The sequence below is a fragment of the Actinoalloteichus hymeniacidonis genome (genome assembly GCF_014203365.1).
Taxonomy (GTDB): domain Bacteria; phylum Actinomycetota; class Actinomycetes; order Mycobacteriales; family Pseudonocardiaceae; genus Actinoalloteichus_A; species Actinoalloteichus_A hymeniacidonis.
The window spans coordinates 5,521,401-5,547,948 of sequence record NZ_JACHIS010000001.1 but is presented as its reverse complement, the minus strand read 5'-3'; the positions used below and the strand labels follow the sequence as shown (position 1 = coordinate 5,547,948).

Below are 26,548 nucleotides of genomic sequence, written 5' to 3'. Positions count from 1 at the left end.
GCATGGCCAGGCGCGAGCGGGACCGACCGGGTGGGCGCGGCGTATCCTCGCCCGCCCGGTCGGCCGATCGCGCCCGGCGAACCACGCGAGGCAGGCAGGTCAACCTCGCCAGCACCCTGCGCCGCCGGGTCCGACGCCGGGCGAGCCGGCGTACCGGCACCGGCGGCGCTTTCGGGCTCGCCTCGACAAGACGGGCGGCCATCCTCGCCCTGGTGGTGTGCGCCCTGGCGTTGAGCGTGGCGGTGCCCTTGCGTACCTACTTCACCCAACAGGGCGAGATGCGCGAGGTCGCCCAGCAGCGCGACGAGCTCGAACAGGAGCGCCAAGAGCTGGAGGCGCGGCGCGATCAGCTCTCCGACCCCGACCACATCGAGGCGGAGGCCCGGCGCAGGCTGCGGTACGTCCGCCCCGGTGAGACGCCGTACATCGTTCAGCTTCCCGCCGACGAACGTGATCAGGCGGATGAACCCGCCGACCAGGAGGCAGAGCAGGAGGACGCCAACTGGTTCGGTAGGTTGTGGCGTTCCATCACAGGAGGCGGGCAATGAGCGTCGGATCACCGACACCGGGTGCGACACGCGCCAGCGATGACGACCGCGCCGAGGTCGCCGCGCAGCTGGGCCGGACGCCGCGCGGGCTGTTGTCGGTGGCGGCCAGGTGCCCCAGCGGACACCCGGCGGTGGTGCTGACCAGCCCGAGACTGGAGGACGGCAGCCCGTTCCCGACGCTGTACTACCTGACGTGCCCTCGGCTGACCAGTCTGACCAGCACCCTGGAGACCTCCGGGTTGATGCGGGAGATGACCGAGCGGCTGGAGGTCGACCCCGAGCTGGCCGAGCAGTATCAGCGCGCGCACGAGTCGTACCTGGCCCAGCGCAACGCGATCGAATCCCTGGGCACGGACGTGAGTGCCGGTGGCATGCCGACGCGGGTCAAATGTCTGCACGTGCACCTGGCACACCGGCTGGCGGTCGGGCCGGGAGTGAATCCCTTCGGCGACGAGGTCCTCGAACAGCTCGCCGACCTGTGGCCGACGGGCGATTGCGCCGCCGTCGCCTCACCGTGATCACACCCACGCATCGATGAGATGAGCCGTCAGGGTGTCCTGGGCCATCGCCACCGATGGCTCGGATTCGAAACCTTGGTGGACTTTCGCCGACACCCGGGCAAACCGCTGGTCTTCGGCCGTCCCAAGCGGACAGAATGTGCGCCGATCCGGCATCGGTTCGGCGAGACGGTTGAGAACCTGGTCGGGGTGGGCTGAAATACTCGGTGATCGGTTCCGTGCGCAAGGAGGGTGTATTCCTGGTGGCGATCCTGGCGCAACAATCCTCGGAAGGCTCGACGGGCAACAACTGGTGGCGTTCGCAACGTAGGGCCCGCCGCAAGCTCGTCTCGGCAGCGGTGCTCTTCGCCGCGCTGTTAGTGCCGCCGACCCTGGCCGCCGTGGAGTCGGTTCCCGGCTTCACTCGCTCCACCCCGGACACCACCGAGCTCGCACTGGCCGATGCGGACAGTCTGCTCAACCTGCTGCGGCACCGAGACGACGACAGCGCGGGCTACGGCGTCGGCGGCCGACTCCCCGGCGGTACCCAGATCAGTCCCGAGTACAGCCAGGCCTCCTCCGGCGGCGCGCACGGCGAGGGCGACGACGAGGGCAGCTCCGTCGCCGTGCCCGGTGGAAGCGCCGCCGGTATCCCCGGTGTGGTGCTGGCCGCCTATCTCGCGGCGGAGGACACCCTCGCCGAGTCGATGCCCGGTTGTGGCATCGAATGGTCGCTGCTGGCGGGCATCGGGCGGATCGAGTCCAACCACGCGCGCGGCGGACTGGTCGACGCAGCCGGGCGGACGCTCTCGCCCATCCTGGGACCGAGACTCGACGGCGGACCCGGTATCGCCGCGATCCATGACACCGATGGCGGTCGACTCGACGGGGACACCGTCTGGGACCGTGCGGTCGGCCCGATGCAGTTCATCCCCTCGACCTGGGCGGCGTACGCCTCGGACGGCGACGGGGACGGCAAGTCCGACCCGCACAACGTGTTCGACGCATCGCTGGCCGCAGGTCGCTACCTGTGTTCGGGCGGCTTGAACCTCCGCAACGACGCCGAGCTGCGGACCGCCGTGTTCCGCTACAACCGGTCCAATGTGTACGTGGGCAACGTCCTCTACTGGGCGCGGACCTATGCCAACGGGGTGACGCCGCTCGAAGGTGCCACGCCGCCGCCGAGCGGTTCGGGCAACGGCCCGAACACCCCGCCGCCCGCACCGCCCGCACCGCCCGCACCGCAGGATCCGCCGAGGCCGAACCCACCGAACCCGAATCCGCCGAACCCGCCACAGCCGGACCCGCCGACCTCGAAGCCGACGACACCGCCCGACCCGCCGGAGAACAGCGAGCCGACCGAGCCGCCGTGGAACCCGGACCCGACGGAACCGCCCTGGACCCCGGGCCCGACCGATCCGCCGGAGGAGCCCGACCCGACCGATCCGCCGGAGGAACCGGACCCCACGGACCCGCCGGAGGAACCGGACCCGACCGATCCGCCGGACCCGGATCCGACCGATCCGCCGTGCGATCCGCCTGCGGAGGACCCGCCTGCGGACGACCCGGAGTCGATTCCGCCCACGGACCAGCCCTGCGTCCCGTGCGATCCCGAGGAGCCCACGGAGCCGGGCGAGACGACGGAGGAGACCGGGGCCGAGGAATCGGAGACGGAGGAGTCGACCGAGCCCCCGGCCGAGTGCGACGAGGACGAGACCGAGGCGCCGGAGCCCACGTCCGGCTCGGGGGAGCCCCCGGCCGATCCCGATCAGCCGGAGGCCGAGGCGGCCACGGTGGCCACGGCCACCCGCAAGACGGTGGCCCGGCTGCCGCGCGACTGACGACGAGAGTCGACCCGGCTCTGCGGGCCCGCCCGATCGGCGGCGGGTCCGCAGCCCGGAGGACACTGGCGCGTGACGGGAATCGACGATGAGGAGCATCGATGTCACGGGTCGCCGCGATCGACTGCGGAACGAATTCGATTCGGTTGTTGATCGCCGACATCACCAGCGATGACCAGGGCCGTCCCGTGCTTCGGGATATCAGCCGCCAGATGCGCATCGTCCGGCTGGGCCAGGGCGTCGACGCGACGGGGCTACTGGCGCCGGAGGCGATCGAGCGGACCCGAGTCGCATTGGCGGAGTACGCCGAGGCCATCCGGTCCGAGGGCGCCTACCGCGTGCGGATGGTCGCCACCTCGGCCACCCGCGACGCAGGCAACCGGGAGGACTTCTTCTCGATGGTCCGCGACACCCTCGGCGTCGACGCGGAGGTCATCTCCGGAGACGAGGAGGCGCGGTTGTCCTTCGTCGGAGCGGTCGGCGACCTCGACGCCGATCAGGGGCCATTCGTGGTCACCGACGTCGGCGGCGGTTCGACCGAACTCGTCTATGGCACCTGGGATGGCACCCGCGCAGAGGTCATCGCCGCCCGGTCGGTCGACGTCGGCTGCGTCCGGTTGACCGAGCGTTGCCTGCCCTCCGACCCGCCCACCGACGCGGAGGTCGCCGAGGCCCGCCGGGTCGCGAAGGAGACCCTGGCGGAGGCGTTCGACGCGGTCGCCGTGTCGGATGCGCGCACCTGGGTCGGTGTGGCGGGCACGGTCACCACGCTGGCCGCCATCTCCCAGGAGCTGACCGAGTACGACCCGGAACGGATTCATGGTTCGGCGATCACCCCGGACCGGATCGCTCGCACCACCCGCGACCTGGTGTCGGCCACCCATTCCGAACGCGCTGCCATCCCGTCGATGCACCCCGGCCGGGTCGATGTCATCGCGGGCGGCGCGATCGTCGTCCAGACTCTCGCCGAGGAACTCACGGCGCGTTCGGGCATCGACCGGTTGATAGCCAGCGAGCACGACATCCTGGACGGCATCGCATTGTCCATCGCCGAGGCAGCCAACAGCGGGACACCCCGAGCAGCGGGAAACCCCGAGTAGCCGCGAGAGTCCAGCGGCGGCGCGGCCCCGAACGAGAACGGCCGACCGGTAGCGAGGATCGCCTACCGGTCGGCCGAAGCCTCGAGCGCGTGATCAGTCGTTCGCGCGGGTGATGAACTCCGCGAGGTCAGCCGACTGGGTGCGCCTGCTCGGCTCGTGGACGTACATCATGTGACCAGCCTCGTAGTAGCGGAATTCGATGTTGTCCTGCAGTTCCGCGGGGATCTCCAGGTGCGCGAAGACGTGCTCGGCGGCGAAGTACGGCGTCGCGCCATCGTGGTAGCCGCTGGCGACGTGCACCCGCAGGTGCGGGTTGGTCCGCATCGCCGAGGACAGCTGATGGGCCACGGTCACGAACGCGCCCTCGAACTCCGAGTACGACCACGGCTGAACGCGCCTGGTCAGGATCTCGTAGGGCAGGTCGTTCTCGTAACCGAGATCCGCGCGCAGGTAGTGGTTGAGCGCCGCGCTGTACGGGCCGGTGATGGCGTTCATGCTGGGGTCCGCGCTGAAGTGCTCGCCGCCTGAGTCGGCTTCCCAACCGGCGAACCGGCCGTCGAGCCTGCCGACGACCTGCCTGCGGGACCGCAGCAGCTCGGTGAAGAAGCGGATGTGCTCGATCCGCAGGTTCACCCGGTCCACGTAGTCCTCGGTCAGCCCGGTGATCGAGGCGATGCGACGCACCGCCTCGGCCCGCTGGTCCTCGCTGAGTCGAGCGCCCCTGGCCAGTGCCCACGGGTAGTCGCGCTCGGCGTACTCCTCGGCCTCGGCCAGGACGTCCGCGAGCTCCCGGTCGCCGTGCAGACCGTGGTAGTGCGCGATCGCCGCATAGGTGGGCAGGAAGAGCGGGTAGGGCTGATCGTTGCCCTCGTGGAAGCGGATGGTGCCCATGTCCAACACCGTGGACAGCAGCAGCAGGCCGTTGAGGTAGAACCCGTAGCGGGACTGCAGGTGGTCGGCGAGCGCGGCGGCGCGCAGCGTGCCGTAGGACTCGCCTGCCAGGTACTTGGGTGACATCCAGCGCTTGTTGCGGGTGGTCCACAGCCGGATCACCTCGGCGATGGACTCCAGGTCGCCCTGGAAGCCGTGGTAGTTGCCGGGCGTCCCGCCCTTGACCGCGCGGGAGAAACCGGTGGACACCGGGTCGATGAACACCAGGTCGCTGTGCACCAACAGCGATTCCGGGTTGTCGGTGAGCCCGTATGGCGGCGGCGACAGCTCGCCTGCGTCGCCCATCAGGACCCGCTTCGGGCCGAGCACGCCGAGGTGCAGCCACACGCTGGACGAGCCGGGGCCACCGTTGAACGCGAAGGTGACCGGCCGATCGGTGGGTTGATCGCCGTCGAGCGTGTAGGCGGTGACGAACACCTCCGCCTTGGCCTGATGACCGTCGAACTTCCCGTCGGTGAACACCTCTTCGCGCAGCACGATCCGACCCGCCGTCGCGGTGTAGGCCAGGTCGCGGCCGTCCACGGGAAGGGTGTGGTGGGTGGTGACCAGGTCGTCGGTGGGCTCGACGGGGGTCGAGGCCTTGGTCTCGGGGCCTGCCTCGACGTCGGTTGCTGTCTCCTTCTTCGCCATGCCCGGCAGCCTACGGAGCGATGGTTAGCCATCCAAAGGGGTTAGCGGAGAGATTTCGCGTTGAATCGGCGCTGGCCGAGGAGTCGGCGCGGCCGCAGTCCGCGCGGGATGATGGCTCGGTGGAACCCCTGGACCCGGGTGCGCTCGCGCCAACCGTGACCAGCCAGACCGAACTCGACGACCTGGTGGTGCGGTGCGATGCCTGCCCGAGGCTGGTTGCCTGGCGCGAACAGGTCGCGCGGGATCGACGCCGGGCCTATGCCGACCAGACCTATTGGGGCCGTCCGGTGCCGAGTTTCGGTGCCGAGGATGCCTCACTGGCGATCGTGGGGCTGGCCCCGGCTGCCCACGGTGGCAACCGCACCGGGCGGATGTTCACCGGGGATCGGGCCGGGGACGTCCTCTACGCCGCCATGTACGAGGTCGGGCTGGCCACCGCGCCTACCGCGACGGCCCGCGATGACGGCCTGCGGCTGATCGGCACCAGGATCACCGCGCCGGTGCACTGCGCTCCGCCGGAGAACAAGCCGACGCCTGCGGAACGGGACCGATGCGGGTCCTGGTTGCGACGCGAGCTGGAGCTGCTGCGTCCGACCCTGCGAGCCGTGGTGGTGCTCGGAGGTTTCGCCTGGCAGGCCGTTTTCCCCATCCTCGCCGACACCCGATGGAAGGTGCCGGTGCCTCGGCCCAGGTTCGGCCATGGGGCGCGCGTTCGGCTGCCCGCCAGCGATGACGGCCCCGATCTCGCCGTCTTCGGCTGCTTCCACGTCAGCCAACGCAACACCTTCACCGGACGGCTGACTCCGGCGGTACTGCGCTCGGTGTTGGCTGCGGCCGGGCGCGCCGCCGGGCTGCCGACCGTCGACGGGGAGGGAAGTAGCCGCCCCACCCGCCGGTAGCCGGTCAGTCGAGGCAGAACTCGTTGCCCTCCGGGTCGGCCATCACCAGGTGCCCGCCGTCGAGCGGGAGTGCGGGCTCAAAGCGCTGCAGTCGGGTGGCGCCGTGGGTGATGAGTCGTTGCGCCTCGGCTTCCAACGCCGCCATCCGTGCATCGCCCTCGAGCCCGACCGCGGATCGTATGTCGAGGTGAAGCCGGTTCTTGTTCTGTTTCGGTTCCGGGACCCGTTGGAAGAAGATCCGCGGTCCGACGCCGTCGGGGTCGAGGACGGCCGACGCGTCGTTGCGCTGTTCCGGCGGCACTCCCATCGCATCCAACGCCGCGTCCCAGGACTCGAAGCCTGCGGGCGGCTCCTGGAGTCGGTAGCCGAGCGCCTCGGCCCAGAACGCGGCCGTGGCGCCCGGGTCGGCACAGTCGAAGGTGATTTGAACGGTGCGCGCCATATCAGTTCGTCTCCTGCTTGGTGTGTTGGTAGAGATCGCGGAGCAGGCTGACCTCGGAGAGGTGGTGGATGACCTCGCGGTTGATGTGCAGGATCAGCGTCGCCATCGAGAATTCGGCGAACTCGCCCTCCGCTTCGCCGCATGGGCGGGCCAGCCCCGCTTCGCCGAGAGATTCGATGCCCGCCAACCAACCCGCGTACTCCGCGTCGAGTTGCGCGAGGGCGTCGGCGGCGGACGTGGCGTACTCGAACGAGTAGTAGTCGGTCGGGGTGCGACCGAAGTGCGAGGCATTGCGTATCGCGAGCACCCCGACGATCACATGACCGAGCCGCCAGGCGATGGTGGTGAACGGGGTGGGCGTGGGTGCCGGGAACTCGAAGTCGATGGTCATCGCGCCGGAACCGCCCTGGATCGGCGCGACGCCCTGGCCTCGGGGATGCAGGTTCCAGCAGTTCGGGGTCGGCTCCCAGAAGTATTCATCGTCGGTGAGGCCTTCGAGGCGTTCCCGCAGTTGATGGTCCCAATGCCAGCGCAGTTGATCGCGCAGCTCGGAGTTCCAGTTCAGCTCGGTCATGGTGCCAGCTTCCGGTAAATAGCGGACAGGATCGTTCCGCGACCCGTGACACGATGGGTGCATGACCGTCGAGGGAACCACCGAGCGGGTGTTGCGCCTGCTGGCCTTGCTGCAGCGGCGGCCGTCGTGGACCGCGGCCGAGCTGGCTGCGGAGCTGCGGGTCACCGACCGCTGCGTGCGCCGTGATGTGGAGCGACTACGCGCGGTCGGCTACCCCGTGCGGGCGACCTCGGGGGTCGGTGGTGGCTACCAGCTGGGCGCGGGCACTCGGCTGCCGCCGTTGCTGCTCGACGAGGAGGAGGCGGTCGCGACGGCGGTGTCGCTCCGGTTGGCCGCGGGTGGCACGGTCGCCGGGGCGGGCGAGGCGGCCCTGCGTGCGCTGGCGAAACTCGATCAGGTGATGCCGCCTCGGATGCGAGCTCAGGTGCGGGCGGTCCACGGGGCGACCGACACCCTGACCGGCCCCGGCATCGAGATCGATGCCGACCTGCTGGTCACCCTGGCCCGCTGTTGTCGGGACGCGGTGCGGGCGAGGTTCCGATACACCGGTCGAGACGCGGCGGAACGCGAACGCACGGTCGAACCCATTCGGATGGTGGCCACCAGGCACCGCTGGTATCTGATGGCCTGGGACCTGGATCGGGAGGACTGGCGGACCTTCCGACTGGATCGGATGCAGGACGTGCAGGAGACGACCTGGCGTTTCACACCGAGGCCGCACCCGGACCCGGTCGAGTTCGTGCAACGTGCCGTGACGGCCTCGCCGTATCGGTACGTCGCCCGAATCCGGGTACATGCGCGGGAAGCGCAGGTCCAGGAGCTGATACCGCCCCAGGTGGGCCGGGTGACGGCCGACCGCGACGGCTGGTGCCTGCTGGAGGTGGGCGCCGACGATCTGGACTGGCTCACGATGCACCTGGCCTGGTTGGGCTTCGACATGGTCGTGTTGGAGCCGTCCGAGCTGCGGGACGCCGCCGCCCGGCTCGCCCGTCGGATGACCGCGTTGGCCGAGGCGACGTGACCATCGGGCGGATTCCCGACCTGGGCATCGAGAGTTCAGACCGCGGCTTTCGGCCGAGAGTGGCCAGGCAGGCGGCAACTGAATCGAGCGAGCGGGATCACAACTGGAGGTAGTACGTCAAGCCGTCATCGTGCGCTGGTGGCAGCATCGTTGACATGGCTGGTATGAAGGCTTCACCCACCAAGATCGTCATCTTGGGTGGCGGATATGTCGGAATGTACACAGCGCTGCGCCTCCAGAACAAACTGAAGGGGGAGGAAGCGTCGGTCACGGTCATCGATCCGCAACCGCACATGACCTACCAACCCTTCCTTCCGGAGGCGGCGGCGGGCTCGATCGAACCGAGACACGTGGTGGTGCCGCTGCGGCGCACGCTCAAGAACTGCCATGTCCTGACGGGTCGGGTCGCGAAGGTCGAACACGCGAACCGCAAGGTCAGCGTAGACATGGCGGACGGGCACACCGAGGAGCTCGACTACGACATCCTCGTGGTGGCGCTGGGTTCGGTCGCCCGCACACTGCCCATCCCCGGCCTGGCCGAGCAGGGCAACTCGTTCAAGACCGTCGGCGAGGCGATCTTCCTGCGCAACCACGTCCTGTCGAAGATGGACGAGGCGGCGTCGATGAGCGATGGCGAGCGGCGTAAGCGCCTGCTCACCTTCATGGTCGTCGGCGGCGGTTACGCGGGTATCGAGGCCCTGGCGGAGCTGGAGGACATGGCTCGCTACGCGACTCGGTACTACAAGACCATCGCGCCATCGGACATGAAGTGGGTCCTCGTCGAGGCGACGAACCGGGTCATGCCGGAGGTCAGCCCCCGGATGGGCGTCTACACCGTGGAGCGCCTGGAGGAGCGGGGGATCAAGGTCCATCTGGAGACCAGGGTCGACGACATGACCGGCGGCGACGTCCGGCTCAGCGACGGCACCGCGTTCGCCAGCGACACGATCGTCTGGACCGCAGGCGTCAAGGCCAACCCGGTGCTCGCGGAGACCGACCTGCCGTTGGACGAGCGGGGCCGCGTTCGGTGCACCGCCGATCTGCGGGTCGAGGGCATGCCGGAGGTCTGGGCGGCCGGGGACTGCGCGTCGGTGCCGGATCTGTCCAAGGTGGCAAGCGACCCGGAGGCGAAGTGCAGCCCGTCGGCGCAGCACGCCGTCCGCCAGGCCAAGCAGCTCGCGGACAACGTGATCGCCTCGCTGCGGTCGCGCAAGATCGAGCCTTATCGGCACAAGTACGCGGGTTCGGTGGCCAGCCTCGGCCTGTACAAGGGCGTGGCCGATGTGTACGGGATCAAGCTCAAGGGCTTCCCGGCGTGGTTCATGCACCGCACGTACCACGTGAGCCGGATGCCCACGTTCAACCGCAAGGCCCGTATCGTGATCGACTGGACGCTGGCGTTGCTGTTCCGGCGCGAGGTCATCTCGATGGGTCAGATCCAGGAGCCCAAGGCGGAGTTCGCTCGCGCGGCGAAGTGACCCTCGCCAACCGGGGTGACGACCGTGTCCAGCGTCGGCGCCGGGAGGCGCCACCACCGACCGTCGCCCCGTGGCGGACTGTTCGGATCCGACGATCTCGATAGACGGCTCTATGAGGACCCGCCAACAGGGAACGACCGCTCCAGGCACGTGCAGCGAGGCACGTGCCCGGCAGGCCGAAGGCGATAGGCCCTCGGCGGCAACCGCCGAAGGGATGCATTCGACCCGAGATGGTGTTGATCACCCTGTTGGCGGAGGTTTGCGCGAATGGGGGACGATCTTCGTGCAGACGAGGCGGTAGTAACACTTTCGGTAATTATTAGTGCATTCGGCTCGTCCTGTTGGGCCAAACAGGCGAAGCAATCGCGGCACTCGCTTGACACTGCGTAAGGTGAACCTGAAACTACCTCTGCCGGTCAGTCGCCGGTTTCGCAGTGAGGGATGGGGTGATCGTCATGACGCTCAAGGAACTGGCCGAACTCGTTCGGCGGGGCGAGGTGACGGACGGACCGCTCGCGGACTACCAAGCAGCCTTCGACAAGGAACGGAAGATCTTCCGCAAGAAGGACGACTGACATGGCGGACGCCGAGCGGGAGCAGGCGCTGCTGCCGCTCTCGTCCGCTGCGACCGCCGACCAGATCTCCATCCAACCGATGTCGACCCCGCTGGCAACCCCGTTGTTGTTGCAGGGGCAGGAATATCACTACCGGGCTCCCAACGCCTGCCTGGACTTCCAGGAGCGGATGTACCGCGCAGGTCTGGTCGAGCCCGACGACGGCAATCCGGTGCCCTGCGTGCTCGTGCTGGCCAGAGCCGCGGACATGGAGATGAACGAACTCTCCCTCACCCTGGCCGAGCATGACATCCGAATGGTGCGGATCGACGCCGATCGCAGCCTCGATCTCGCCCTCACCATCTATCCGGAAGCCCCGCTACTCGAACTCGATCAGTGGTTGCTGCGTCCCCTGCTGGTGTGGCGGCGGCACTTCGATCTCACCTCGGTACCCATCGACCCCCGGTCGCTCTACGGCTCGTACACGCTCGACCAGTGGAGTGCGGTGGCCGACTGGCTGACGGTGCGCTCCGACTGGGGACACGTCAACCAGCCCAGGACGACCGGGCGGTTGAACCGGCTCAGTCAGCTGGCCGACGCCCAGGAGGTCGGCCTCGCCGTGCCGAGGACCGTCGTCACCACCCGCCCCGCCCGCAACCGGCCGGGCGGCGCCCGCTGCATCGTCAAGACGGCGGGACGACACCTCCTGGAGCCGCGACCCGGTTCGCTGCAGGGACTGTTCCCGCGACCGCTGGACACCAGTCGGGCGGGCGAACTCGGCGAGCCCGCGCCGGTGATCGTGCAGCAGTATGTCGCCGCCGATACCGAACTACGGGTCTTCGTCGTCGGCGGCGAGCTGATTCCCTATCGGGTGGAGAAGATGGATCCCGCCGCGCTCTGGCAGGATCCGGACGCGGTCCGCGTGACCCCGGTCGAGCTGGAGGCCTCGCTCGTCGAGAAGCTGCTGGCACTGGCTCACCGCTGGCAACTGGACGTCGCCGCCTTCGACCTGCTCCAAGCCGATGGTGATTACGTGTTCCTCGAGGTGAACGTCAGTTGCGATTGGCGCTGGTTCGAGAACCGTGCGGACGAGACGCGGGTCTCCGATGCCGTGAACCGGTGGATCGTTGCGCGATTCGCGGAGTTGCTGGCCGCCGATCGCACCCGGTGAGCAATCTGCCAACACTACGCGCCTAGCGAAATTACGGAAACGTTTTCACAGAAATTCCACATACCCATGTTCGTGGGCGCCTCGGGGTACTACGCTTTCGCCCGATCAGTGTCGTGCGCGCGCTCAAGCGCTCGTGTGGCGATGTCCGGTGGAGTCGGCGAGCGCGCCGACAGGAGGTGATGCTCGAGCCGAGCGGGCGATCTTGCAGCCCACTCCTTCGATGCCGCCGTCCTGTCCCAGTCGGTGCGTCCTCGTGCGCCCCGGTCGTCATGGGTCGGCCGCGTTTCGGTGCGGCGATCGTCGTCGTGCTCTTGGCATCGAGGTCGTGGTCGACGAGGCCGCCGTCAGCGCCCACCGTTTACCGGTTCAACGCTGCCCCCGTAGCCCAATAGGCAGAGGCAGGCCCCTTAAAAGGGTCCCAGTGTCGGTTCGAGTCCGACCGGGGGCACCAGCAGCGTCGCCCAGTGCGCCATAGCCGCCACGACGACCGCTCGGTGTCGAGATTCAGCAGGAACTGCGCACCGCGCCAGAGGGGTCGGCCTCCGCGCGGCGCAACTCATTCTTCGGCAGCCAGGCAGCAGCCATTGATCCCTAGGCCGGTCATGTTCACCCAAACGGGTGAAATTTAAGTTCAACCCAGGCGTGTTATTAAGGTGGCCACTTCCGTCAGGTCGGGCACTTATGTTATGTGTCATGTTGAAGAGCTCTTTGCCAGCATCCGGAGATGCTCGCGAGCCGACTGCGCCCTCGGATGCCCGTAGAGCCCAGCTGCGTCTGATCCTGATGATCTCGCTCGCGGCAGGGTTGACGATCTTCAACGTCGCGCGGATGGTCAACGCCTCCCTGCTCGTCGATGCGCAGGTCTATCTCGGCGGCGCGCGGTTGCTGTTGGAGGGCGGCGACCTCTACGGCGAACGGATCGAGTCCGCAGGCCTCGGGCTGCCCTTCACCTACCCGCCGTTCGCCGCGATCCTGTTCGTCCCGATCTTCGCGGGCTCGTTGCTACCCGGCGTCCTGATATTGACCGTCGCAGGCTTCGCCTTCCTGTTCGCGTCGCTGCTGCTGGTCATTCGCCGTTTCGATGCCGATCGAACCCGCACCCTCGCCATCGCAGCCGTGGCAACGGCCGTGGCGACGTTGTTGGAACCGGTTGCGCACACAGTGGACTTCGTTCAGATCAATCTGATCCTGCTGGGCATGGTGACCATCGACTGCCTGGGCAAGGCGCGTTTCCTGCCCAGGGGAGTCCTGGTCGGCCTGGCAGCCGCGATCAAGCTCACCCCGGCGGTCTTCATCCTGTTCTTCCTCGCCCGCCGTGACTGGCGGGCGGCGGGCTGGACCATCACCGGCTTCCTGGGTGCCACCGGACTCGGCTGGCTGATCACCCCCACCGACTCGTTCCGCTACTGGTTCGAGACGCTCAACGATGCCGGGCGGGTCGGCAATCTGGCCTATGTGGGCAACCAATCGCTGCGGGGCGTCTTCGCCAGGCTCATCTCCGATGAGACGCTCCTGATCGCCGCGTGGGCGGTGTCCGCAGCGCTCGTGGTCGTGATGGGTTGGTGGCTGGCGGTCCGCCTGCGCCGTGTGGGTCAGGACGTCCTCGCCTTGTGCGCGGTGGCGTTGACCGGGCTGCTGATCTCACCGGTCTCCTGGTCGCACCACTGGGTCTGGGTGGTTCCGCTGCTGTTGGTGCTGTGGTGCAGACAGCCGGGTGGGCGCAGAGAACCGGCACTCGAGGATCGCGACGGCCTGCCCGCCACCGACTCGACTCTGCTGGCGCCGACGACCCCCGAATACCGCAGACTGGTGTTGATCCAGCGCGTGAGCTGCGTCGTGCTGAGCGTCTATCTGGTCCTCGGTATGCATTGGTGGCTGCCCGGTGTCCGTGAGCGGGGTACGGAATGGTCGGGTTGGCAGCAGCTTCTCGCGGGCGATTACGTGGTCGGTGGGCTTGTCGCCATGGGGTTGCTGGTGGCCCTCGTGCTGCGGTACGGACCCGATGCCCAGCACAGTCGTGCCAGCGCGGCGGATACGGACCGCGCGGACGTCGGCGTGCGAACCGATGCGAAGCAGGCAAGCGGTGCCGAGCCTGCCAAGTATCGCGCCGCCCAAGCAGGCCGGACCGAGCTCGTCTCGCCTCCGCCGACGACCACGAGCCGGGGTGCGGGTCTACTCGACTCCGAGGAGCCGACCAACCCCTGAGCCCGCGCACCGGGCGAATCGTTCCTAGAGAAGGCCCCGAATGCGCCGCAGGGCTTTTCGGGGCCCTGCGGCGAATCCAGCCGGGCGGAAGCGCTATTGCAGCGTCAGGCGACCGGGGTGGCGACCACGATGCGGTTCTCCTCGTAGCCGAGCGCGCCGCCCTGCCAACGACCGCCACAGGTCACCAGGACGATCCGATGTGGTCCGTCCTGACCGAACAGGGCCGCGGCCCTGGCCGGGAGATCGTCCTTGTGGACCGTGTACACCTCGGAGACCGAGTACCGCCATTCGCGGCCGTCGCGGTCCATCACCGAGACCTCGTTGCCGATCCGCGATTCCCACAGTTCGGCGAAGGGGCCTCGGCTGCCCTGCCAGTTGACGTGGCCTGCGAAGACGGCCGCGCCCGCGTTCGCACCGAGTCCGCTGCCCCACCAGGTGGCCTCGTTGATGCCATCCGGAACGGGCAGCACTCGATCGGCGCCGACCTCTTGGCGGACCAGGTCGGCGGTGCCGCCCTGCGGCAGGCGGATCGTGCCGGGGCGCTGGGCGACGCCCGCCGGGGCATCCTGCGCAGGCGGATCCGGCGCGGCCTGCGGTGCGGGCGGCGGAGATGGTGGCGGCGGAGGCGGCGGCTCGATCTCGGCCGTCTGCTCCACGTCCGGCTCGACGGTCTCGTCGGTGACCGGCTGTTCGGCGGGAACCCCGAAGCGCACCTCGGCGGCTCCGGGGAGCGCGAGATTATGGCCCAGCACACTGGACCTCGGCTGTTCGATGGCGTGGGGCGTTCCGGGCACCGGCGTCGTCGTCGGACCGAAGATGAGCAGTCCGGCGATGCCGACGGCACCGCCCACGCCCACCACTCCCGCCGCGCGTCGCCGCGCGCCGGGAGTGGTGGATTCTGAGCTGGAGGACACTCCGACCGCCTACTGTCGTCGGCTGTCCCGTCCGGCGAGTCTGCGGTGCCAGACGAGTCCTGTCAGCGTAGCGCCGATCACGACCAACGCGCCGAGTCCGGCCAGGGCGGCCGGGTTCGTCTGAGTGGTCGAGGCCGAAGCGGTGGTCACGCCCGCACCGACGTCACCGGCCGGAATGGTGCTCGGCACGGTGGGTGTCGGATTGGGCTGATTGGCGATGGACAGACTCAGTGTCTGACCCGGTTCCACCGTGCCACACGCAGTCGGCGGATCGTTCGGGTCGAACTCCTCCTCGTATCCCGGAGGTGCCGCCGTCTCGATGAGACAGATCTCCTGTGGTGTCTGGAGATCCTCGATGACGGCCTTGCCCTCCGCGTCGGTGATGACGACCAACGGTTCACCGTCGTCGCCGACCAGCGGCTCGCCGTCCTGTCGGATGGCGGGCGTCACCTCGTCGGCTCCGGTGATCCGCAGCGAGACATCCGCGACGGCCAATCCGGTGGCGGCGTCCACCTTGGACACCTCGACGATGCCAGGGGCGGTACGTGCCTCCAGGGCCGCCTCGACCGTCACGGTGTCCTCGCCCCCGGTGGTCACCACCCGCTGGACGTTGTTGCCCGCGTCCGGTGGCACCCGAACCTGCGGCTGTGCCGCGGGCGTCTGGACGTTGGCGACCACCGACGGGTTCGGCCCGGTCGGAACCACGTCGAAGACCAGCGGCGAGCCGTCCTCCGGCGTGTTCAGATACTGGGTCGTGGTGCCGTCCTCGTCGCCTTCGAGGTCCTCCTTCTGGAGCAGGACCGTCCTGGGCGGCTCGACGATCTCGGGCTCGGCGAGTTCGGCATCGGTGAGCTGCAACTCCACCGGAATGCCGCCGACGCCGACGCCTGCGGTGTTCAGTACATCGACCTGCCACGAATCCGGCGTCCCGATGATCTGGTCGCCCTCCGGGGCGGCCATCTCGACGGTCCAAGGGCCCCGATTGATCTCTGCGTCGGCCTGCATGTGGTCGATCACGAGTCGGGTGGATTCGGGAAGCTCGTTGTAGTGGAAGTCGATGTCGTAGCCGATGGTCGTGTACTCGTTGTTCGGATTGAGGTCGTCGTGACCCTCACGGGGCGCGGCGGTCCAGCTGTGCATCAGATGGGCCAGCGCCGCCGACTCGTCGTTGGACTCGGTACCGCTGTAACGCAGCAATAGATAGGAGATGTTCGAGGCGATCTGCGGGTCGAGCGGGTCGCCCCACTTGGTCAGCAGATCATCGCCGTCGACGTACTCCTCGTTGGAGTCCGGTGCACGGAATGCGTACTGCACACACCAGACGTGCTCTCCGTTCCACAGGTACGACCCGACCCAGTCGTAGTCCTGCGGCTTGTGCAGGTAGGGCTGAGGTGCGGTCTGGTAGCCGAGTCCCTCCTCAACTTCTGCGGTCGCCGTGCCTGGCACCGCAGCCAGTCCCACGGCGGTCAGCATCGAGATGCCGGCTAGACCGGCGACCACTCTCCTCCGCATGAATTCTCCTTGCGTGCGCTGCTGGTCATGTCGTCGCTGATCGGCCGTCGCCGTCGCCGTCGAAAAGCCCGGCGGACGACGGGTGCAGCTGGTTCGAGGTGGCATCGAGTGGTCGGGCCCATCGGCGGGTTGTGCGTCGATGGGGATCGGTCGACGCCCTTCGAACGTCGACACACGACGCCACCATGCAGAGACGCTGTGATGCTCGTCTGATTACTCCCCGTGTCGCAAGCCGCCTTTAGAAGGAAGTTTTCCAAGATCAGCACTGGCGGCGGGTCACCGGATCCTCGCCGAATGTCACCGTGATGGCGGAGTAACGCCACGACCGGCGGCGTGGGGAGCGGCACGCTGCGCTGCCTCGCATCCAGCTGGCAACAACCAGGTCACGGGCGGGTGACGTGGGTCTCGGCGCCGTCGGCCGCTTACCGGCGGCTCGACTCGGCCGGCCCGGCGAGTAAAGTAGCTTTTACTCGATTGCGGGAACCCGACGACCCGTTCGGCCGTTGAACCCGGTAAAGCGTGAGCACGTTTCCAGGAGGATCAGGTGCGCACAACCAGCAATCCCGCGTTCCGCAACCTGCCCAGCGGCGGCGGCTACGCGAACTTCGACGGCTACGGCCAGCCGCAGGGCTACGGCCAGCAGCAGGGCCCGCCGGTGGTGGCCGACCGGCCCATGACCATCGACGACGTCGTCACCAAGACCGGCATGACGCTGGGCGTGCTGGTGATCACGGCGGTGCTGACCGCGTTGAGTGGCGCGTACTTCCTGGCTATTCCCGGCCTGATCGCCGGCCTGATCCTCGGTTTCGTCAACGCGTTCAAGCGCAAGCCGAGCCCGGTGCTGATCCTGCTGTACGCGGTGGCCGAGGGCATGCTGTTCGGCGCGCTCAGCGGCTTGGTGGCGAGCTTCGCCCCGGGAGGCGGCGCGATCGTCAGCCAGGCCGTGGTGGGCACCATCGGTGTCTTCGCCGGAATGCTGGTCGTCTACAAGACCGGCGCCATCCGCGTCACCCCGAAGCTGACCCGCTGGATCTTCGGCGCCATGATCGGTGTCGTCGTCCTGATGCTGGCCAACCTGGTCGCGGGCTTCTTCGTCCCCGGCGGCATGGGCCTGCGCGACGGCAGCACGATGGCCATCATCTTCAGCCTGGTCTGCATCGGCATCGCGGCCTTCGTGTTCCTGCTCGACTTCAAGGCCGCCGACGACATGATCCAGCAGGGCACCCCCTCGGTGTACGCCTGGCAGGTCGCGTTCGGTCTGACCGTGACGCTGGTCTGGCTCTACATCGAGATCCTGCGCCTGCTCTCGTACTTCAACGAGTAAGCTGACCAGCTGAAGAAGAGCCGTCCCGAATCGGGACGGCTCTTCTTGTCTGTGCAGGTCCTCAGGTGAGGCGGACGGCAGTCGTCAGGACAGCCGTTCGATGACCATCGCCATGCCCTGGCCGCCGCCGACACACATCGTCTCCAGGCCGATCTGCTTGTCGTGGAAGCGCAGCGAGTTCAGCAGCGTCGTCGTGATCCTGGCTCCGGTGCTGCCGAAGGGATGACCGACGGCGATCGCGCCCCCATTGACGTTGAGCTTCTCCAGCGGGATGCCCAACTCCTGGTACGACGGGATGACCTGGGCTGCGAAGGCCTCGTTGATCTCCACCAGGTCGATGTCGTCGATCGTCATACCCGCGCGAGCCAGCGCCTGCCGGGACGCCTCCACCGGGCCGAGTCCCATGATCTCCGGGGACAGCGCCGACAACCCGGTGGACACGATCCGCGCCAACGGGGTGAGTCCCAGCCTGCGGGCCTTCTCGTCGCTGGTGATGATCACCGCCGCCGCACCGTCGTTGAGCGGACAGCAGTTGCCCGCGGTGACCCGGCCGTTCGGGCGGAACACCGGTTTGAGCGCGGAGACGCCCTCGTAGGTGACGCCCGCCCTCGGCCCGTCATCGGCGGAAACCACCGTGCCGTTGGGCAGGGTCACCGGCGTGATGTCGCTGGCCCAGAAGCCGTTCGTCCCGGCCTGCTCGGCGAGGTTCTGCGAGCGGACGCCGAACTCGTCCATCTCCTGGCGGCTGATTCCCTTGGCCAGCGCGAGGTTCTCGGCGGTCTGGCCCATCGCCATGTAGACGTCGGGGATCCCACCGGACTCGCGAGGGTCGTGCCACTCCTGCGCGCCCTGCTCGGCGGCGGCCTCACCTCGGGCGATCGCCTCGCCGAAGACCGGGTTCATCGTGTCCGGCCAGCTGTCGGAGTTTCCCTTGGGATAGCGCGAGACGGTCTCGACGCCCGCGCTGATGAACGTGTCGCCCTCGCCGGCCCGGATGGCGTGCATGGCCATCCGGGTGGTCTGCAGGCTCGATGCGCAGTAGCGGGTGACGGTGGTCCCCGGCAGCGTGTCCTGGCCGAGCAGCACCGCGACGACCCGGGCCATGTTGAAGCCCTGCTCGCCGCCGGGCAGCCCGCAGCCGAGCAGGAGGTCGTCGACCTCGGCGGGGTTGATCTCCGGGACCTGGGCCAGCGCGGCCGAGACGATCTGCGCGGTGAGGTCGTCCGGGCGGAGGTCGATCAGCGAGCCCTTGCGGGCCCGGCCGATGGGGGAGCGGGCGGCGGCGACGATCACGGCCTCTGGCATGACGGAAACTCCTTTGTCCCCACGAGAGAAAAGTCCTTGTTACTGAAGAGTAGGACTTTTCGGCCTGCCGTGGTGTGAGCGCGGCCACCGGAGCGACGTCGTTGTCGTTCCAGGCGTTCAGTCGACCGGCTCGGGTGGCGCGGCGGCTCCGGCGTTCCCGGCCTGCTCGCATCAACGATTGCGGCCGAACCGCCTGTTCAACCGTTGGACGATCCGACTCGTCGGTCTTCTGGCCTCGGCGGCCGCCGAGCGGATCGACGTCCTGGGCAGCGGGCCGCCGTCCCAGATCCCCGCCGCGGTGCACAGCGCGGGCAGCAGGATCGCCGCGGCGGTCTCGTAGCCGGCGGCCGACGGGTGGAAGCGGTCGGCGCTGAACAGTTCCGTCGGTCGGGTCAGGAACTCCGGGGAAAGCAAGTCCGCCAACGGCACGGCGATGCCACCGGCCCGCTCGACCTCGTCGCGCTGTGCCTTGGACAGCGCGAGGCTCCAGCTCCGCACGATCGAGCGCAGCGGCTGCGCGATGGGTCGGATGGCGCCCAGATCGGGGCAGGTGCCGACCGTCACCCCGATCCCTGCGGCGCGCAGCCGCTCGACACCGACGCCCAGCAGCGCGGTCGAGGTGCGCACCGGCAATTGGGTCGTGACGTCGTTCGCGCCGATGATGATCAACGCGACGTCCGGCGGATCGGTCAGCGCCTCATCGACCTGGCCCGCCAGGTCCAGGCTCGTGGAACCGCTGACGGCGTAGGTCCGCAGCCGCACCGGCCGTTCCGATTCCTCGGCCAGACCGATCGCCATCAGCACCCCGGGCAGCTCGGCCGCGACGCTCACGCCGAGTCCGGCCGCCGAGGAGTCGCCGAGCACGCCGAAGGACAGGACATCCTCGCGCCCCAGCGTCCTCGGGCCCGAGGTCTCCTCCTCGGTCAGGCAGCCCGCGCGCGGCTCCCGCTGCTCCGGCAGCCCGAAGGCCGCCGGGTCGATCGGCCCGGAACCGTCGGGCAGGTAGATCCCATCGGCACGGAACGGATCGGTGGTGGGAATCCCGATCACCTTCCGTGCCTGCTTGGACTGTCCCGTCAACAGTCCGTAGGCGACGCCGGTCAGTCCGCCCAACGCCCCCGCCGCGAGCGCGGCGCCTCGCACCACTCTCGGTATCAACATCAACCAGCTCCCCGTTCAAGTTTCCCCCTCATCATCCCCGTTCCGGTCGAACACGATCTGTCGTTTTACCCAACGAGCGATGTGTGCCAGCGGGATCCGGCGGGTTGCTCCGGTTGCTCTAGGCTCGCCTTCGATCTCGATGACGACGAAAGAGGCCGGTTGAGATGGAGTACGCCGAGCATGTGACGGACCTGGTGGGCAACACCCCCCTGGTTCGACTGGGGGCGTTGTCGCACGGACTTGAGCCGCTGGTGCTGGCCAAGGTCGAGTACTTCAACCCCGGCGGGAGCGTGAAGGACCGCATCGCGCTGCGGATGGTCGAGGCAGCCGAGAAGTCCGGTGAGCTCAAGCCGGGTGGGACCATCGTCGAACCGACCTCCGGCAACACCGGTGTCGGCCTGGCGATGTTCGCCCAGCAGCGTGGTTACCACTGCATCTTCGTCTGTCCTGACAAGGTCAGCGAGGACAAGCGCAACGTGCTCAAGGCCTATGGCGCCGAGGTCGTCGTCTGCCCGACGGCCGTGGCCCCGGAGCACCCAGACTCCTACTACAACGTCTCCGACCGGATCGTCCGCGAGACGCCGGGTGCGTGGAAGCCGAATCAGTACGCCAACGTGGAGAACCCGGCCTCGCACTATGCGACCACCGGCCCCGAGCTGTGGAAGCAGACTGAGGGGCGGATCACCCACTTCGTCGCCGGTATCGGCACGGGCGGCACCATCTCGGGCACCGGGCGCTACCTCAAGGAGGTCTCCGGCGGTCGAGTCAAGATCATCGGCGCCGACCCGGTCGGCTCGGTCTACTCGGGTGGAAGCGGTCGGCCCTACCTGGTGGAAGGCGTCGGCGAGGACTTCTGGCCCACCACCTACGACCGGGAGAGCTGCGACGAGATCATCGCGATCTCCGACGGCGACTCCTTCGACGTCACCCGCAGGCTGGCCCGCGAGGAGGCCCTGCTGGTCGGCGGTTCCTGCGGGATGGCCGCTGCCGCCGCCCTGGAGGTGGCCCGGCGCGAGGGCCCGGACGCGGTCATCGTCGTGCTGTTGCCCGATGGCGGACGCGGCTATCTGTCGAAGGTCTTCGACGACTCCTGGATGGCCTCCTACGGTTTCCTCTCGCCCGACCACGCGGGCGCCACCGTCGGCGATGTGCTGCGCCGCAAGGACGGCACCATCCCGGACCTGATCCACGCGCACCCCAACGAGACGGTCGCGGAGGCGGTCGCGGTGCTGCGCGAGTTCGGTGTCTCGCAGATGCCGGTGGTCAACGCGGAACCGCCGGTGATGGCGGCCGAGGTCTCCGGTGCGGTCAACGAACGCGAGCTGTTGGACGCGCTGTTCGCGGGTCGGGCCCAGCTGGCGGATCGGGTGGAACAGCACATGTCGAAGGCACTGCCGACGATCGGTGCGGGCGAACCGGTCGGCAAGGCGATGTCGGCGCTGTCCGATGCGGACGGTGCCCTGGTGCTCGTCGATGGCAAGCCCGCGGGCGTGGTCACTCGACAGGATGTGTTGGGTTTCATCGCGGGTCGTCCGTGACCGGATTGGCCTGTATCAACGCAATCCGTGACTGTGGCCCCACATCCATCGGCTACCGTAAGGACGCTCGTCGGCGGCGCTGTCTGCAGGGACTGCACCGCCGAGGGCTCGTAACCCGAAATCGTAAACACCCTTAGGGGGTTGAACACCCGATGAGCGCTCCGCAGCCGCCCCAGGGCGCGCAGCCGCAGCAGCCCGGGCAGGGGGGCGAGCCCAGCCAGGGCACGCCGTCCACCCCGGCACCGACACCGACGGAAAATCCGGTTCCGACGAACCAGGACTCCGGCGGCGACGAGCCGGAGCGGACCGTGGTCGTGCGTCCCGGCCAGCAGGCCGCTGCGGCGCCCGCCGCAGCCGCTGCCCCTGCAACGCCGGCGGGTGGCAATCCCGACGCCACCCAGGTGGTCCGTCCCGGCGCACCGGCCGCCGGTGGAACGCCCGGAGGCGGCAACCCGGACGCCACCCAGGTCGTCCGCCCCGGCCAGCAGGCCGCCGGTGGCACGCCCAACCCCGACGCCACGCAGGTGGTGGCCGGTGGCGGTGGCCAGCAGCAACAGCAGCAGTTCGGCCAGCAGCCGACGCAGGGCTATGGGCAGCCTCAGCAGCAGCAGTTCGGCCAGCAGCAGGGCTATGGGCAGCCCCAGCAGCAGTTCGGTCAGCCGCAGGGCCAGTTCGGTCAGCAGCAGGGTTATGGCCAGCAGCAGTTCGGCCAGCCCCAGCAGCAGCAGTTCGGCCAGCAGCCGCAGCAGGGCTATGGGCAGCCCGGCCAGCAGCAGTTCGGTCAGCAGCCGCAGGGCCAGTTCGGCCAGCCGGGGCAGCCCGGTCAGGGGCAGTGGGGCGCCAATCCCTATGGCCAGCAGGGCCAATACCCGCAGGCGTACCCGGGCGGCACGGGCACCAAGATGCTCCCGATCGCGCTGTGGAGCAGCGTCGGTGTCGGCGGCGTCGGCTTGCTGCTGTCGCTTTTTGGGTTGTTCAACCTGATGAGCCTGAACGACCAGATTTCGAGCCTTGGTGGCTCCAGCAGCTTCGCCGTCCCGATCTGGCCGTCCATCATCATCCTTCTGCTGTACGTCGGCATCGGCGTTGGCGGCTGGTTCGCGGGTCAAGGCCAGGACTGGGGTCGGCTCGTCCTGACCATCACCGGCGGACTTGTCGTCGCGCTAGTGCTGTTCGGGATGACGACGGCCTTCCACGTCATCGGCGTGCTTCAGCTTCTGCTGGCGGGTGGAGTGATCGTCCTGTGGTGGCTGCCGCAGACCACCCAGGAACTCAAGGTCAAGCAGCAGTTGACCGGCCCGCCCCCCGGCCAGGGTGGCTTCCCGCAGCAGGGACCCGGCTACTGAGCACAGCAGTTCTCGTTTCCTAGCGAGCGGCCTCGAACCCCAGCGGGTTCGGGGCCGCTTCTCGTTGGGTGGCAGTGGATGTGTCGGTCGCGGCGTGAGCACGGCTCGACGACGTCCCCGCGTGGCTTGCCACGCTCTGTCGCCGGGCTGCTCCGTTCGGCGGACATGACGGCGCTACGCTTGACAGATGAGTCAGCCCAGCGACGCGCGCCACGGGTTCGCCACCAACGCCATCCACGCAGGCCAGGAACCCGATCCGACCACCGGTTCCGTCATCGTGCCCATCCATGCCACCTCTACCTACGCCCAGGACGGCGTGGGCGGAATGCGGGCGGGCTACGAGTACTCGCGGACCGGCAACCCGACGCGGACGGCGCTGGAGGAGTGTCTGGCCGCGCTGGAGGGCGGCAGGCATGCCCGCGCCTTCGCCTCGGGGATGGGGGCGACCGACGCCGTGCTGCGCACGCTGCTCAAGCCCGGCGATCACCTGCTCATTCCCAACGACGCCTACGGCGGCACCTACCGGCTCATCGACAAGGTCTTCAGCCTGTGGGGCATCGAGCACACCCCGGTTCCGCTACAGAATTTGGACGCGGTGCGGGCCGCGATGCGCCCGGAGACCAAGGCCATCTGGTGTGAGACACCCACCAACCCGCTGCTCAACATCGCCGACATCGCCGGGTTGGGCGCGATCGCGCGGGAGTTCGGCGCGCGGCTGGTTGTCGACAACACCTTCGCCACCCCGTATCTCCAGTCCCCGCTGGGCCTCGGCGCCGATGTCGTCGTGCACTCCACCACCAAGTATCTGGGCGGTCACTCCGATGTGGTCGGCGGCGCGGCGATCACCTCGGATGAGGCGCTGGACGCGGGATTCGGCTTCCTGCAGAACGGCGCGGGCGCGGTGCCCGGTCCTTTCGATGCGTTCCTGACGCTGCGGGGAATCAAGACGCTCGCGGTGCGGATGGATCGGCACTGCGACAACGCGGAGCGGATCGTGAACCTGCTGGTGAGCCACCCGGCGGTGACCTCGGTGGCCTACCCGGGCCTGGCCGAGCACCCCGGCCACGAGGTGGCGGTCAAGCAGATGCGTCGCGCGGGCGGCATGGTGTCCTTCCGTCTGGCCGGTGGTGTGGACGCCGCGCTGGCGGTCTGTGCGAAGACGAAGCTGTTCACGCTTGCCGAGTCGCTGGGCGGTGTCGAATCGTTGATCGAGCACCCCGGCAAGATGACGCACGCCAGCACGGCTGGTTCGCAGCTTGAGGTGCCGGACGACCTGGTGCGGCTGTCGGTCGGCATCGAGGATGCCGATGATCTGATTGCCGACCTGACCGAGGCGCTGGGCTGATCTGACCGAGACCACGAGGGCGGACCGTTGAATGCCAACGGTCCGCCCTCGTTTCGGTCGGCAAGACTCAACGCACCGTGCTGCCCAACCGGCGGGATAGTTCGGTGGCGCCGTCGCGGACCAGTCGTTCCCATTCCGGCCAGGCATCGTCGCGGTGTCGGACGGTCGGCACCGAGATGCTCAGCGCTGCCACCCAGGTGCCCGCGTGGTCGGTCACCGGGGCAGCCACACATCCGACGTCGGGGTTGGACTCGCACATCTCGTAGCCGACGCCGGTGCGCCGCACCTCGGAGAGTTGGCCGCGCAGGGCCGCCCCGGAGGTGATGCTGCGGGGGGTCAGCGGATGGAGTTCGTGGCCGCGTAGCAGCGCATCCGCCTCTTCGGTGGGCAGACCGGCGAGCAGCACCTTGCCGACGGCGGTGCAGTGTGCGGGCAGCCGCCTGCCCACTCCGGAGATCATCCGCACCGAGTGCGTCGAGTCGATCTTGCAGATGTAGACGACCTCCAGGCCGTCCAGCACCGCGACGTGCACGGTCTCCCCGCACTCGCGGGCGATCCGCCGCGCCACCGCGTCGCCTTCTGCGGCCAAATCGAGGTCCTGTTGGTAGCGGGCGCCGAGCTCCAGCAGTCGGAAGCCCAGTTTGTACTGGGTTTCCGCACCGGGCTGGCGATCGAGGTAGCCCCGGGCCACCAGCGTGGTGACGAGTTCGTGCACCGTGCTCCGTGGCAGTTCCAGCCGGTTCGCGACCTCCGGAGCGGACAGCGTGGTCCGCTCGCCGAGGAACAGCTCCAGGATGTCCGCCGCGCGCATCACCGCGGGAACGTGTCGCGCCATGCCATGCCTGCCTTCCGCTACACCGACCGGTTTTCGAGCCTACCGAGTCGTGTTCGGTCTCTCGGACGAAGCAGTTGCGCTCACGCGGTGATCCCGGTCTCCTTGCTGTTCCACGCCTTGGGTCGGTTGGGCGGCGGCCGGGGAGCCGTCCGATTCCTCGGATCGGCGGCCTACCCGTCGCACAACCGAATCCCCGGCCACGGTAGCCGAAACCGGTTGCGCCGCAGTCGATGTCTCACGCGGGCACGAACAGCACCTTCTTCAACTCCGGCGGCCGGTTGCCGAGCAGTTCCATGCCCCGCGCGTAGTCGGCGAGCGGGATGCGGTGCGACACCAGGCTGGGCAGGTCGAGCACGCCGATGCGCAGTTGGTCGATGGCGTGCGACCAGGCCGCCGGGCCCGCGCCGAAGATGCCGCGCACGGTGAGTTGTTTGAGCGCGAAGACGTCGGGGTCCAGTTCGACGGTCCCAGCACCCGCGATGCCTTCGAGGAGCACCGTCGCGCCACGGCGAGCCAATTCGAACGAAAGCGGGACCATCGCCGCCGCGCCGGTCGCCTCGAAGACCAGGTCTGCCCGGCCCGCGACCGCGGCCAAACCGGCCGCGTCGCCGGAGCGGAGGCAGCGGGTCGCGCCGAAGGACTCGGCGAGCGCGAAGTGTTGGTCGCCCCTCCCCACGACGGTGAGCGATTCGGGCCGATAGGCGGCCAACATCTGCACGGCGAGCAGACTCAGGGTTCCGGTGCCCAGCACGGTGAACCGCCCGCCCGGCCGTGGTTGGGCGGCCAGCAGTCCGGCGGCCACGCAGGCGGCGGGTTCGAGCAGCGCGCAGTCGCCGAGTTCGGCGCCCGTGGGCAGTTCGGCGGGCAGCAGGTGGACCAGTCGGCTCGGCACCGTGAGGAAGCGGGAGAACGCGCCGGGATGGGTGAATCCGGTCTCGGCGTAGTCGGCGGTGCACAGGGTGGGTTCGCCTGCCCGGCAGCGTGCACAGGTCAGACAGGAGCGAAAACCTTCGGCGACCACGGAGGCGCCGATCGGCAAGGCCTCGGCACCCTGGCCCACGGCGGCGATCCGGCCTGCCCATTCGTGTCCGGGAACGATCGGGTAGCGAACATAGGGGGCGGGCCTGCGGCCTTCGAACAGTTCGACATCGCTGCCGCACACGCCCGCTGCGGCGACTTCGACGAGCACCTCGCCCGGCCCGGGGGCGGGTACCTCGTGCTCGATCAGCCTGTGCCTTCCGGGGGCTTCGACCCGCACCGCTGCGCAGTGCTGGGCGCCGGGCTGCGTGGCGCTGCGCGGTGTGACATCGGCGTCGCTCATCGGGCTGGGGCTCCATTCTGCTGGCGAACCGGTTCT

Annotated in this window: 22 protein-coding genes and 1 tRNA gene; 14 read left to right on the top strand and 9 right to left on the bottom strand. The window is 68.7% G+C overall.

Annotated features, from left to right (window positions below; all coding sequences use genetic code 11):
* The first annotated feature begins 2 nt into the window (after positions 1–2).
* The 4 genes from BKA25_RS23450 to BKA25_RS23435 all read left to right on the top strand — a co-directional run bounded on the left by BKA25_RS23450 (position 3) and on the right by BKA25_RS23435 (position 3,986).
* Positions 3–548: an FtsB family cell division protein gene (locus BKA25_RS23450; RefSeq protein ID WP_069846590.1), complete on the top strand. Its 546-nt coding sequence runs from the start codon at positions 3–5 to the stop codon at positions 546–548.
* Positions 545–1,066 (top strand): DUF501 domain-containing protein, encoded by a 522-nt coding sequence (locus tag BKA25_RS23445; RefSeq protein ID WP_069846592.1) that lies wholly within the window; start codon positions 545–547, stop codon positions 1,064–1,066. The genes BKA25_RS23450 and BKA25_RS23445 overlap by 4 nt, the downstream gene beginning before the upstream one ends.
* A 206-nt stretch (positions 1,067–1,272) precedes the next feature.
* The gene (locus BKA25_RS28510) at positions 1,273–2,886 is read left to right on the top strand and encodes a lytic transglycosylase domain-containing protein (RefSeq protein ID WP_069846593.1); all 1,614 of its coding nucleotides are present in this window, start codon (positions 1,273–1,275) and stop codon (positions 2,884–2,886) included.
* A 101-nt stretch (positions 2,887–2,987) separates the two neighbouring features.
* Positions 2,988–3,986 (top strand): Ppx/GppA phosphatase family protein, encoded by a 999-nt coding sequence (locus BKA25_RS23435; protein ID WP_069846595.1) that lies wholly within the window; start codon positions 2,988–2,990, stop codon positions 3,984–3,986.
* 93 nt (positions 3,987–4,079) lie between these two features.
* On the opposite strand, the gene BKA25_RS23430 is transcribed toward BKA25_RS23435, so the two are convergent.
* On the bottom strand, positions 4,080–5,567 hold the full coding sequence (locus BKA25_RS23430) for a S10 family peptidase (RefSeq protein WP_069846596.1): 1,488 nt from the start codon (positions 5,565–5,567) through the stop codon (positions 4,080–4,082).
* A gap of 119 nt (positions 5,568–5,686) precedes the next feature.
* Here BKA25_RS23430 and BKA25_RS23425 point away from each other — a divergent pair, with 119 nt between their 5' ends.
* On the top strand, positions 5,687–6,466 hold the full coding sequence (locus BKA25_RS23425) for a uracil-DNA glycosylase (RefSeq protein ID WP_069846598.1): 780 nt from the start codon (positions 5,687–5,689) through the stop codon (positions 6,464–6,466).
* Positions 6,467–6,470: 4 nt separating this feature from the next.
* On the opposite strand, the gene BKA25_RS23420 is transcribed toward BKA25_RS23425, so the two are convergent.
* Positions 6,471–6,908, bottom strand: coding sequence for a VOC family protein (locus BKA25_RS23420; protein WP_069846599.1), 438 nt, complete (start codon positions 6,906–6,908; stop codon positions 6,471–6,473).
* Between the two features lies 1 nt (position 6,909).
* Positions 6,910–7,482 (bottom strand): DinB family protein, encoded by a 573-nt coding sequence (locus tag BKA25_RS23415; protein WP_172803726.1) that lies wholly within the window; start codon positions 7,480–7,482, stop codon positions 6,910–6,912.
* A 61-nt stretch (positions 7,483–7,543) separates the two neighbouring features.
* Between BKA25_RS23415 and BKA25_RS23410 the strand changes: the two genes are divergently transcribed.
* The 5 genes from BKA25_RS23410 to BKA25_RS23390 all read left to right on the top strand — a co-directional run bounded on the left by BKA25_RS23410 (position 7,544) and on the right by BKA25_RS23390 (position 13,911).
* Positions 7,544–8,503 carry a helix-turn-helix transcriptional regulator gene (locus BKA25_RS23410; RefSeq protein WP_069846601.1) on the top strand — a complete coding sequence of 320 codons (960 nt, stop codon included), beginning with the start codon at positions 7,544–7,546 and terminating at the stop codon, positions 8,501–8,503.
* 155 nt (positions 8,504–8,658) lie between these two features.
* A complete protein-coding gene (locus BKA25_RS23405; RefSeq protein WP_069846603.1) occupies positions 8,659–9,981 on the top strand; it encodes an NAD(P)/FAD-dependent oxidoreductase in 1,323 nt (440 codons plus the stop codon).
* Between the two features lie 576 nt (positions 9,982–10,557).
* Positions 10,558–11,706, top strand: a complete 1,149-nt coding sequence (locus tag BKA25_RS23400) for an ATP-grasp domain-containing protein (protein ID WP_069846605.1) — start codon at positions 10,558–10,560, stop codon at positions 11,704–11,706.
* Between the two features lie 374 nt (positions 11,707–12,080).
* Positions 12,081–12,157 (top strand) — tRNA-Leu (locus tag BKA25_RS23395).
* Between the two features lie 242 nt (positions 12,158–12,399).
* Positions 12,400–13,911, top strand: coding sequence for a glycosyltransferase 87 family protein (locus BKA25_RS23390; RefSeq protein WP_172803727.1), 1,512 nt, complete (start codon positions 12,400–12,402; stop codon positions 13,909–13,911).
* A gap of 104 nt (positions 13,912–14,015) precedes the next feature.
* Here the strand turns inward: BKA25_RS23390 and BKA25_RS23385 are convergent, their stop codons facing one another.
* Together BKA25_RS23385 and BKA25_RS23380 are read right to left on the bottom strand one after the other, a co-directional pair.
* The gene (locus tag BKA25_RS23385; RefSeq protein ID WP_236750473.1) at positions 14,016–14,825 is read right to left on the bottom strand and encodes a class F sortase; all 810 of its coding nucleotides are present in this window, start codon (positions 14,823–14,825) and stop codon (positions 14,016–14,018) included.
* Positions 14,826–14,834: 9 nt separating this feature from the next.
* Complete coding sequence (locus BKA25_RS23380; protein ID WP_069846613.1) at positions 14,835–16,337, bottom strand: MSCRAMM family protein; 1,503 nt, start codon at positions 16,335–16,337, stop codon at positions 14,835–14,837.
* A gap of 544 nt (positions 16,338–16,881) precedes the next feature.
* Between BKA25_RS23380 and BKA25_RS23375 the strand changes: the two genes are divergently transcribed.
* Positions 16,882–17,661: a Bax inhibitor-1/YccA family protein gene (locus BKA25_RS23375; protein ID WP_069846614.1), complete on the top strand. Its 780-nt coding sequence runs from the start codon at positions 16,882–16,884 to the stop codon at positions 17,659–17,661.
* 84 nt (positions 17,662–17,745) lie between these two features.
* On the opposite strand, the gene BKA25_RS23370 is transcribed toward BKA25_RS23375, so the two are convergent.
* Both BKA25_RS23370 and BKA25_RS23365 read right to left on the bottom strand, forming a co-directional pair.
* Positions 17,746–18,966, bottom strand: a complete 1,221-nt coding sequence (locus BKA25_RS23370; RefSeq protein WP_069846616.1) for an acetyl-CoA C-acetyltransferase — start codon at positions 18,964–18,966, stop codon at positions 17,746–17,748.
* Positions 18,967–19,137: 171 nt separating this feature from the next.
* Complete coding sequence (locus BKA25_RS23365; RefSeq protein ID WP_069846617.1) at positions 19,138–20,127, bottom strand: SGNH/GDSL hydrolase family protein; 990 nt, start codon at positions 20,125–20,127, stop codon at positions 19,138–19,140.
* 164 nt (positions 20,128–20,291) lie between these two features.
* Between BKA25_RS23365 and BKA25_RS23360 the strand changes: the two genes are divergently transcribed.
* The 3 genes from BKA25_RS23360 to BKA25_RS23350 all read left to right on the top strand — a co-directional run bounded on the left by BKA25_RS23360 (position 20,292) and on the right by BKA25_RS23350 (position 24,356).
* Positions 20,292–21,665 carry a cystathionine beta-synthase gene (locus BKA25_RS23360; protein ID WP_069846618.1) on the top strand — a complete coding sequence of 458 codons (1,374 nt, stop codon included), beginning with the start codon at positions 20,292–20,294 and terminating at the stop codon, positions 21,663–21,665.
* A 152-nt stretch (positions 21,666–21,817) separates the two neighbouring features.
* Positions 21,818–23,011 (top strand): hypothetical protein, encoded by a 1,194-nt coding sequence (locus BKA25_RS23355; protein WP_069846619.1) that lies wholly within the window; start codon positions 21,818–21,820, stop codon positions 23,009–23,011.
* A 187-nt stretch (positions 23,012–23,198) separates the two neighbouring features.
* A complete protein-coding gene (locus BKA25_RS23350; protein ID WP_069846621.1) occupies positions 23,199–24,356 on the top strand; it encodes a cystathionine gamma-synthase in 1,158 nt (385 codons plus the stop codon).
* A gap of 67 nt (positions 24,357–24,423) precedes the next feature.
* On the opposite strand, the gene BKA25_RS23345 is transcribed toward BKA25_RS23350, so the two are convergent.
* Together BKA25_RS23345 and BKA25_RS23340 are read right to left on the bottom strand one after the other, a co-directional pair.
* Positions 24,424–25,191 (bottom strand): IclR family transcriptional regulator, encoded by a 768-nt coding sequence (locus tag BKA25_RS23345; RefSeq protein ID WP_069846623.1) that lies wholly within the window; start codon positions 25,189–25,191, stop codon positions 24,424–24,426.
* A gap of 235 nt (positions 25,192–25,426) precedes the next feature.
* Positions 25,427–26,512, bottom strand: coding sequence for a zinc-dependent alcohol dehydrogenase (locus BKA25_RS23340; protein ID WP_069846624.1), 1,086 nt, complete (start codon positions 26,510–26,512; stop codon positions 25,427–25,429).
* Positions 26,513–26,548: the final 36 nt, after the last annotated feature.

Excerpts from the sequence above, each read along its gene's own strand:
- BKA25_RS23370 (WP_069846616.1), bottom strand. The coding sequence starts at position 18,966 with ATGCCAGAGGCCGTGATCGTCGCCGCCGCCCGCTCCCCCATCGGCCGG.
- BKA25_RS23405 (WP_069846603.1), top strand. The coding sequence starts at position 8,659 with ATGGCTGGTATGAAGGCTTCACCCACCAAGATCGTCATCTTGGGTGGC.
- BKA25_RS23350 (WP_069846621.1), top strand. The coding sequence starts at position 23,199 with ATGAGTCAGCCCAGCGACGCGCGCCACGGGTTCGCCACCAACGCCATC.
- BKA25_RS23420 (WP_069846599.1), bottom strand. The coding sequence starts at position 6,908 with ATGGCGCGCACCGTTCAAATCACCTTCGACTGTGCCGACCCGGGCGCC.
- BKA25_RS23355 (WP_069846619.1), top strand. The coding sequence starts at position 21,818 with ATGAGCGCTCCGCAGCCGCCCCAGGGCGCGCAGCCGCAGCAGCCCGGG.
- BKA25_RS23450 (WP_069846590.1), top strand. The coding sequence starts at position 3 with ATGGCCAGGCGCGAGCGGGACCGACCGGGTGGGCGCGGCGTATCCTCG.
- BKA25_RS23415 (WP_172803726.1), bottom strand. The coding sequence starts at position 7,482 with ATGACCGAGCTGAACTGGAACTCCGAGCTGCGCGATCAACTGCGCTGG.
- BKA25_RS23445 (WP_069846592.1), top strand. The coding sequence starts at position 545 with ATGAGCGTCGGATCACCGACACCGGGTGCGACACGCGCCAGCGATGAC.
- BKA25_RS23380 (WP_069846613.1), bottom strand. The coding sequence starts at position 16,337 with ATGCGGAGGAGAGTGGTCGCCGGTCTAGCCGGCATCTCGATGCTGACC.
- BKA25_RS23430 (WP_069846596.1), bottom strand. The coding sequence starts at position 5,567 with ATGGCGAAGAAGGAGACAGCAACCGACGTCGAGGCAGGCCCCGAGACC.
- BKA25_RS23365 (WP_069846617.1), bottom strand. The coding sequence starts at position 20,127 with ATGTTGATACCGAGAGTGGTGCGAGGCGCCGCGCTCGCGGCGGGGGCG.
- BKA25_RS23390 (WP_172803727.1), top strand. The coding sequence starts at position 12,400 with ATGTTGAAGAGCTCTTTGCCAGCATCCGGAGATGCTCGCGAGCCGACT.
- BKA25_RS23345 (WP_069846623.1), bottom strand. The coding sequence starts at position 25,191 with ATGGCGCGACACGTTCCCGCGGTGATGCGCGCGGCGGACATCCTGGAG.
- BKA25_RS23435 (WP_069846595.1), top strand. The coding sequence starts at position 2,988 with ATGTCACGGGTCGCCGCGATCGACTGCGGAACGAATTCGATTCGGTTG.
- BKA25_RS23340 (WP_069846624.1), bottom strand. The coding sequence starts at position 26,512 with ATGAGCGACGCCGATGTCACACCGCGCAGCGCCACGCAGCCCGGCGCC.
- BKA25_RS23400 (WP_069846605.1), top strand. The coding sequence starts at position 10,558 with ATGGCGGACGCCGAGCGGGAGCAGGCGCTGCTGCCGCTCTCGTCCGCT.
- BKA25_RS23410 (WP_069846601.1), top strand. The coding sequence starts at position 7,544 with ATGACCGTCGAGGGAACCACCGAGCGGGTGTTGCGCCTGCTGGCCTTG.
- BKA25_RS23360 (WP_069846618.1), top strand. The coding sequence starts at position 20,292 with ATGGAGTACGCCGAGCATGTGACGGACCTGGTGGGCAACACCCCCCTG.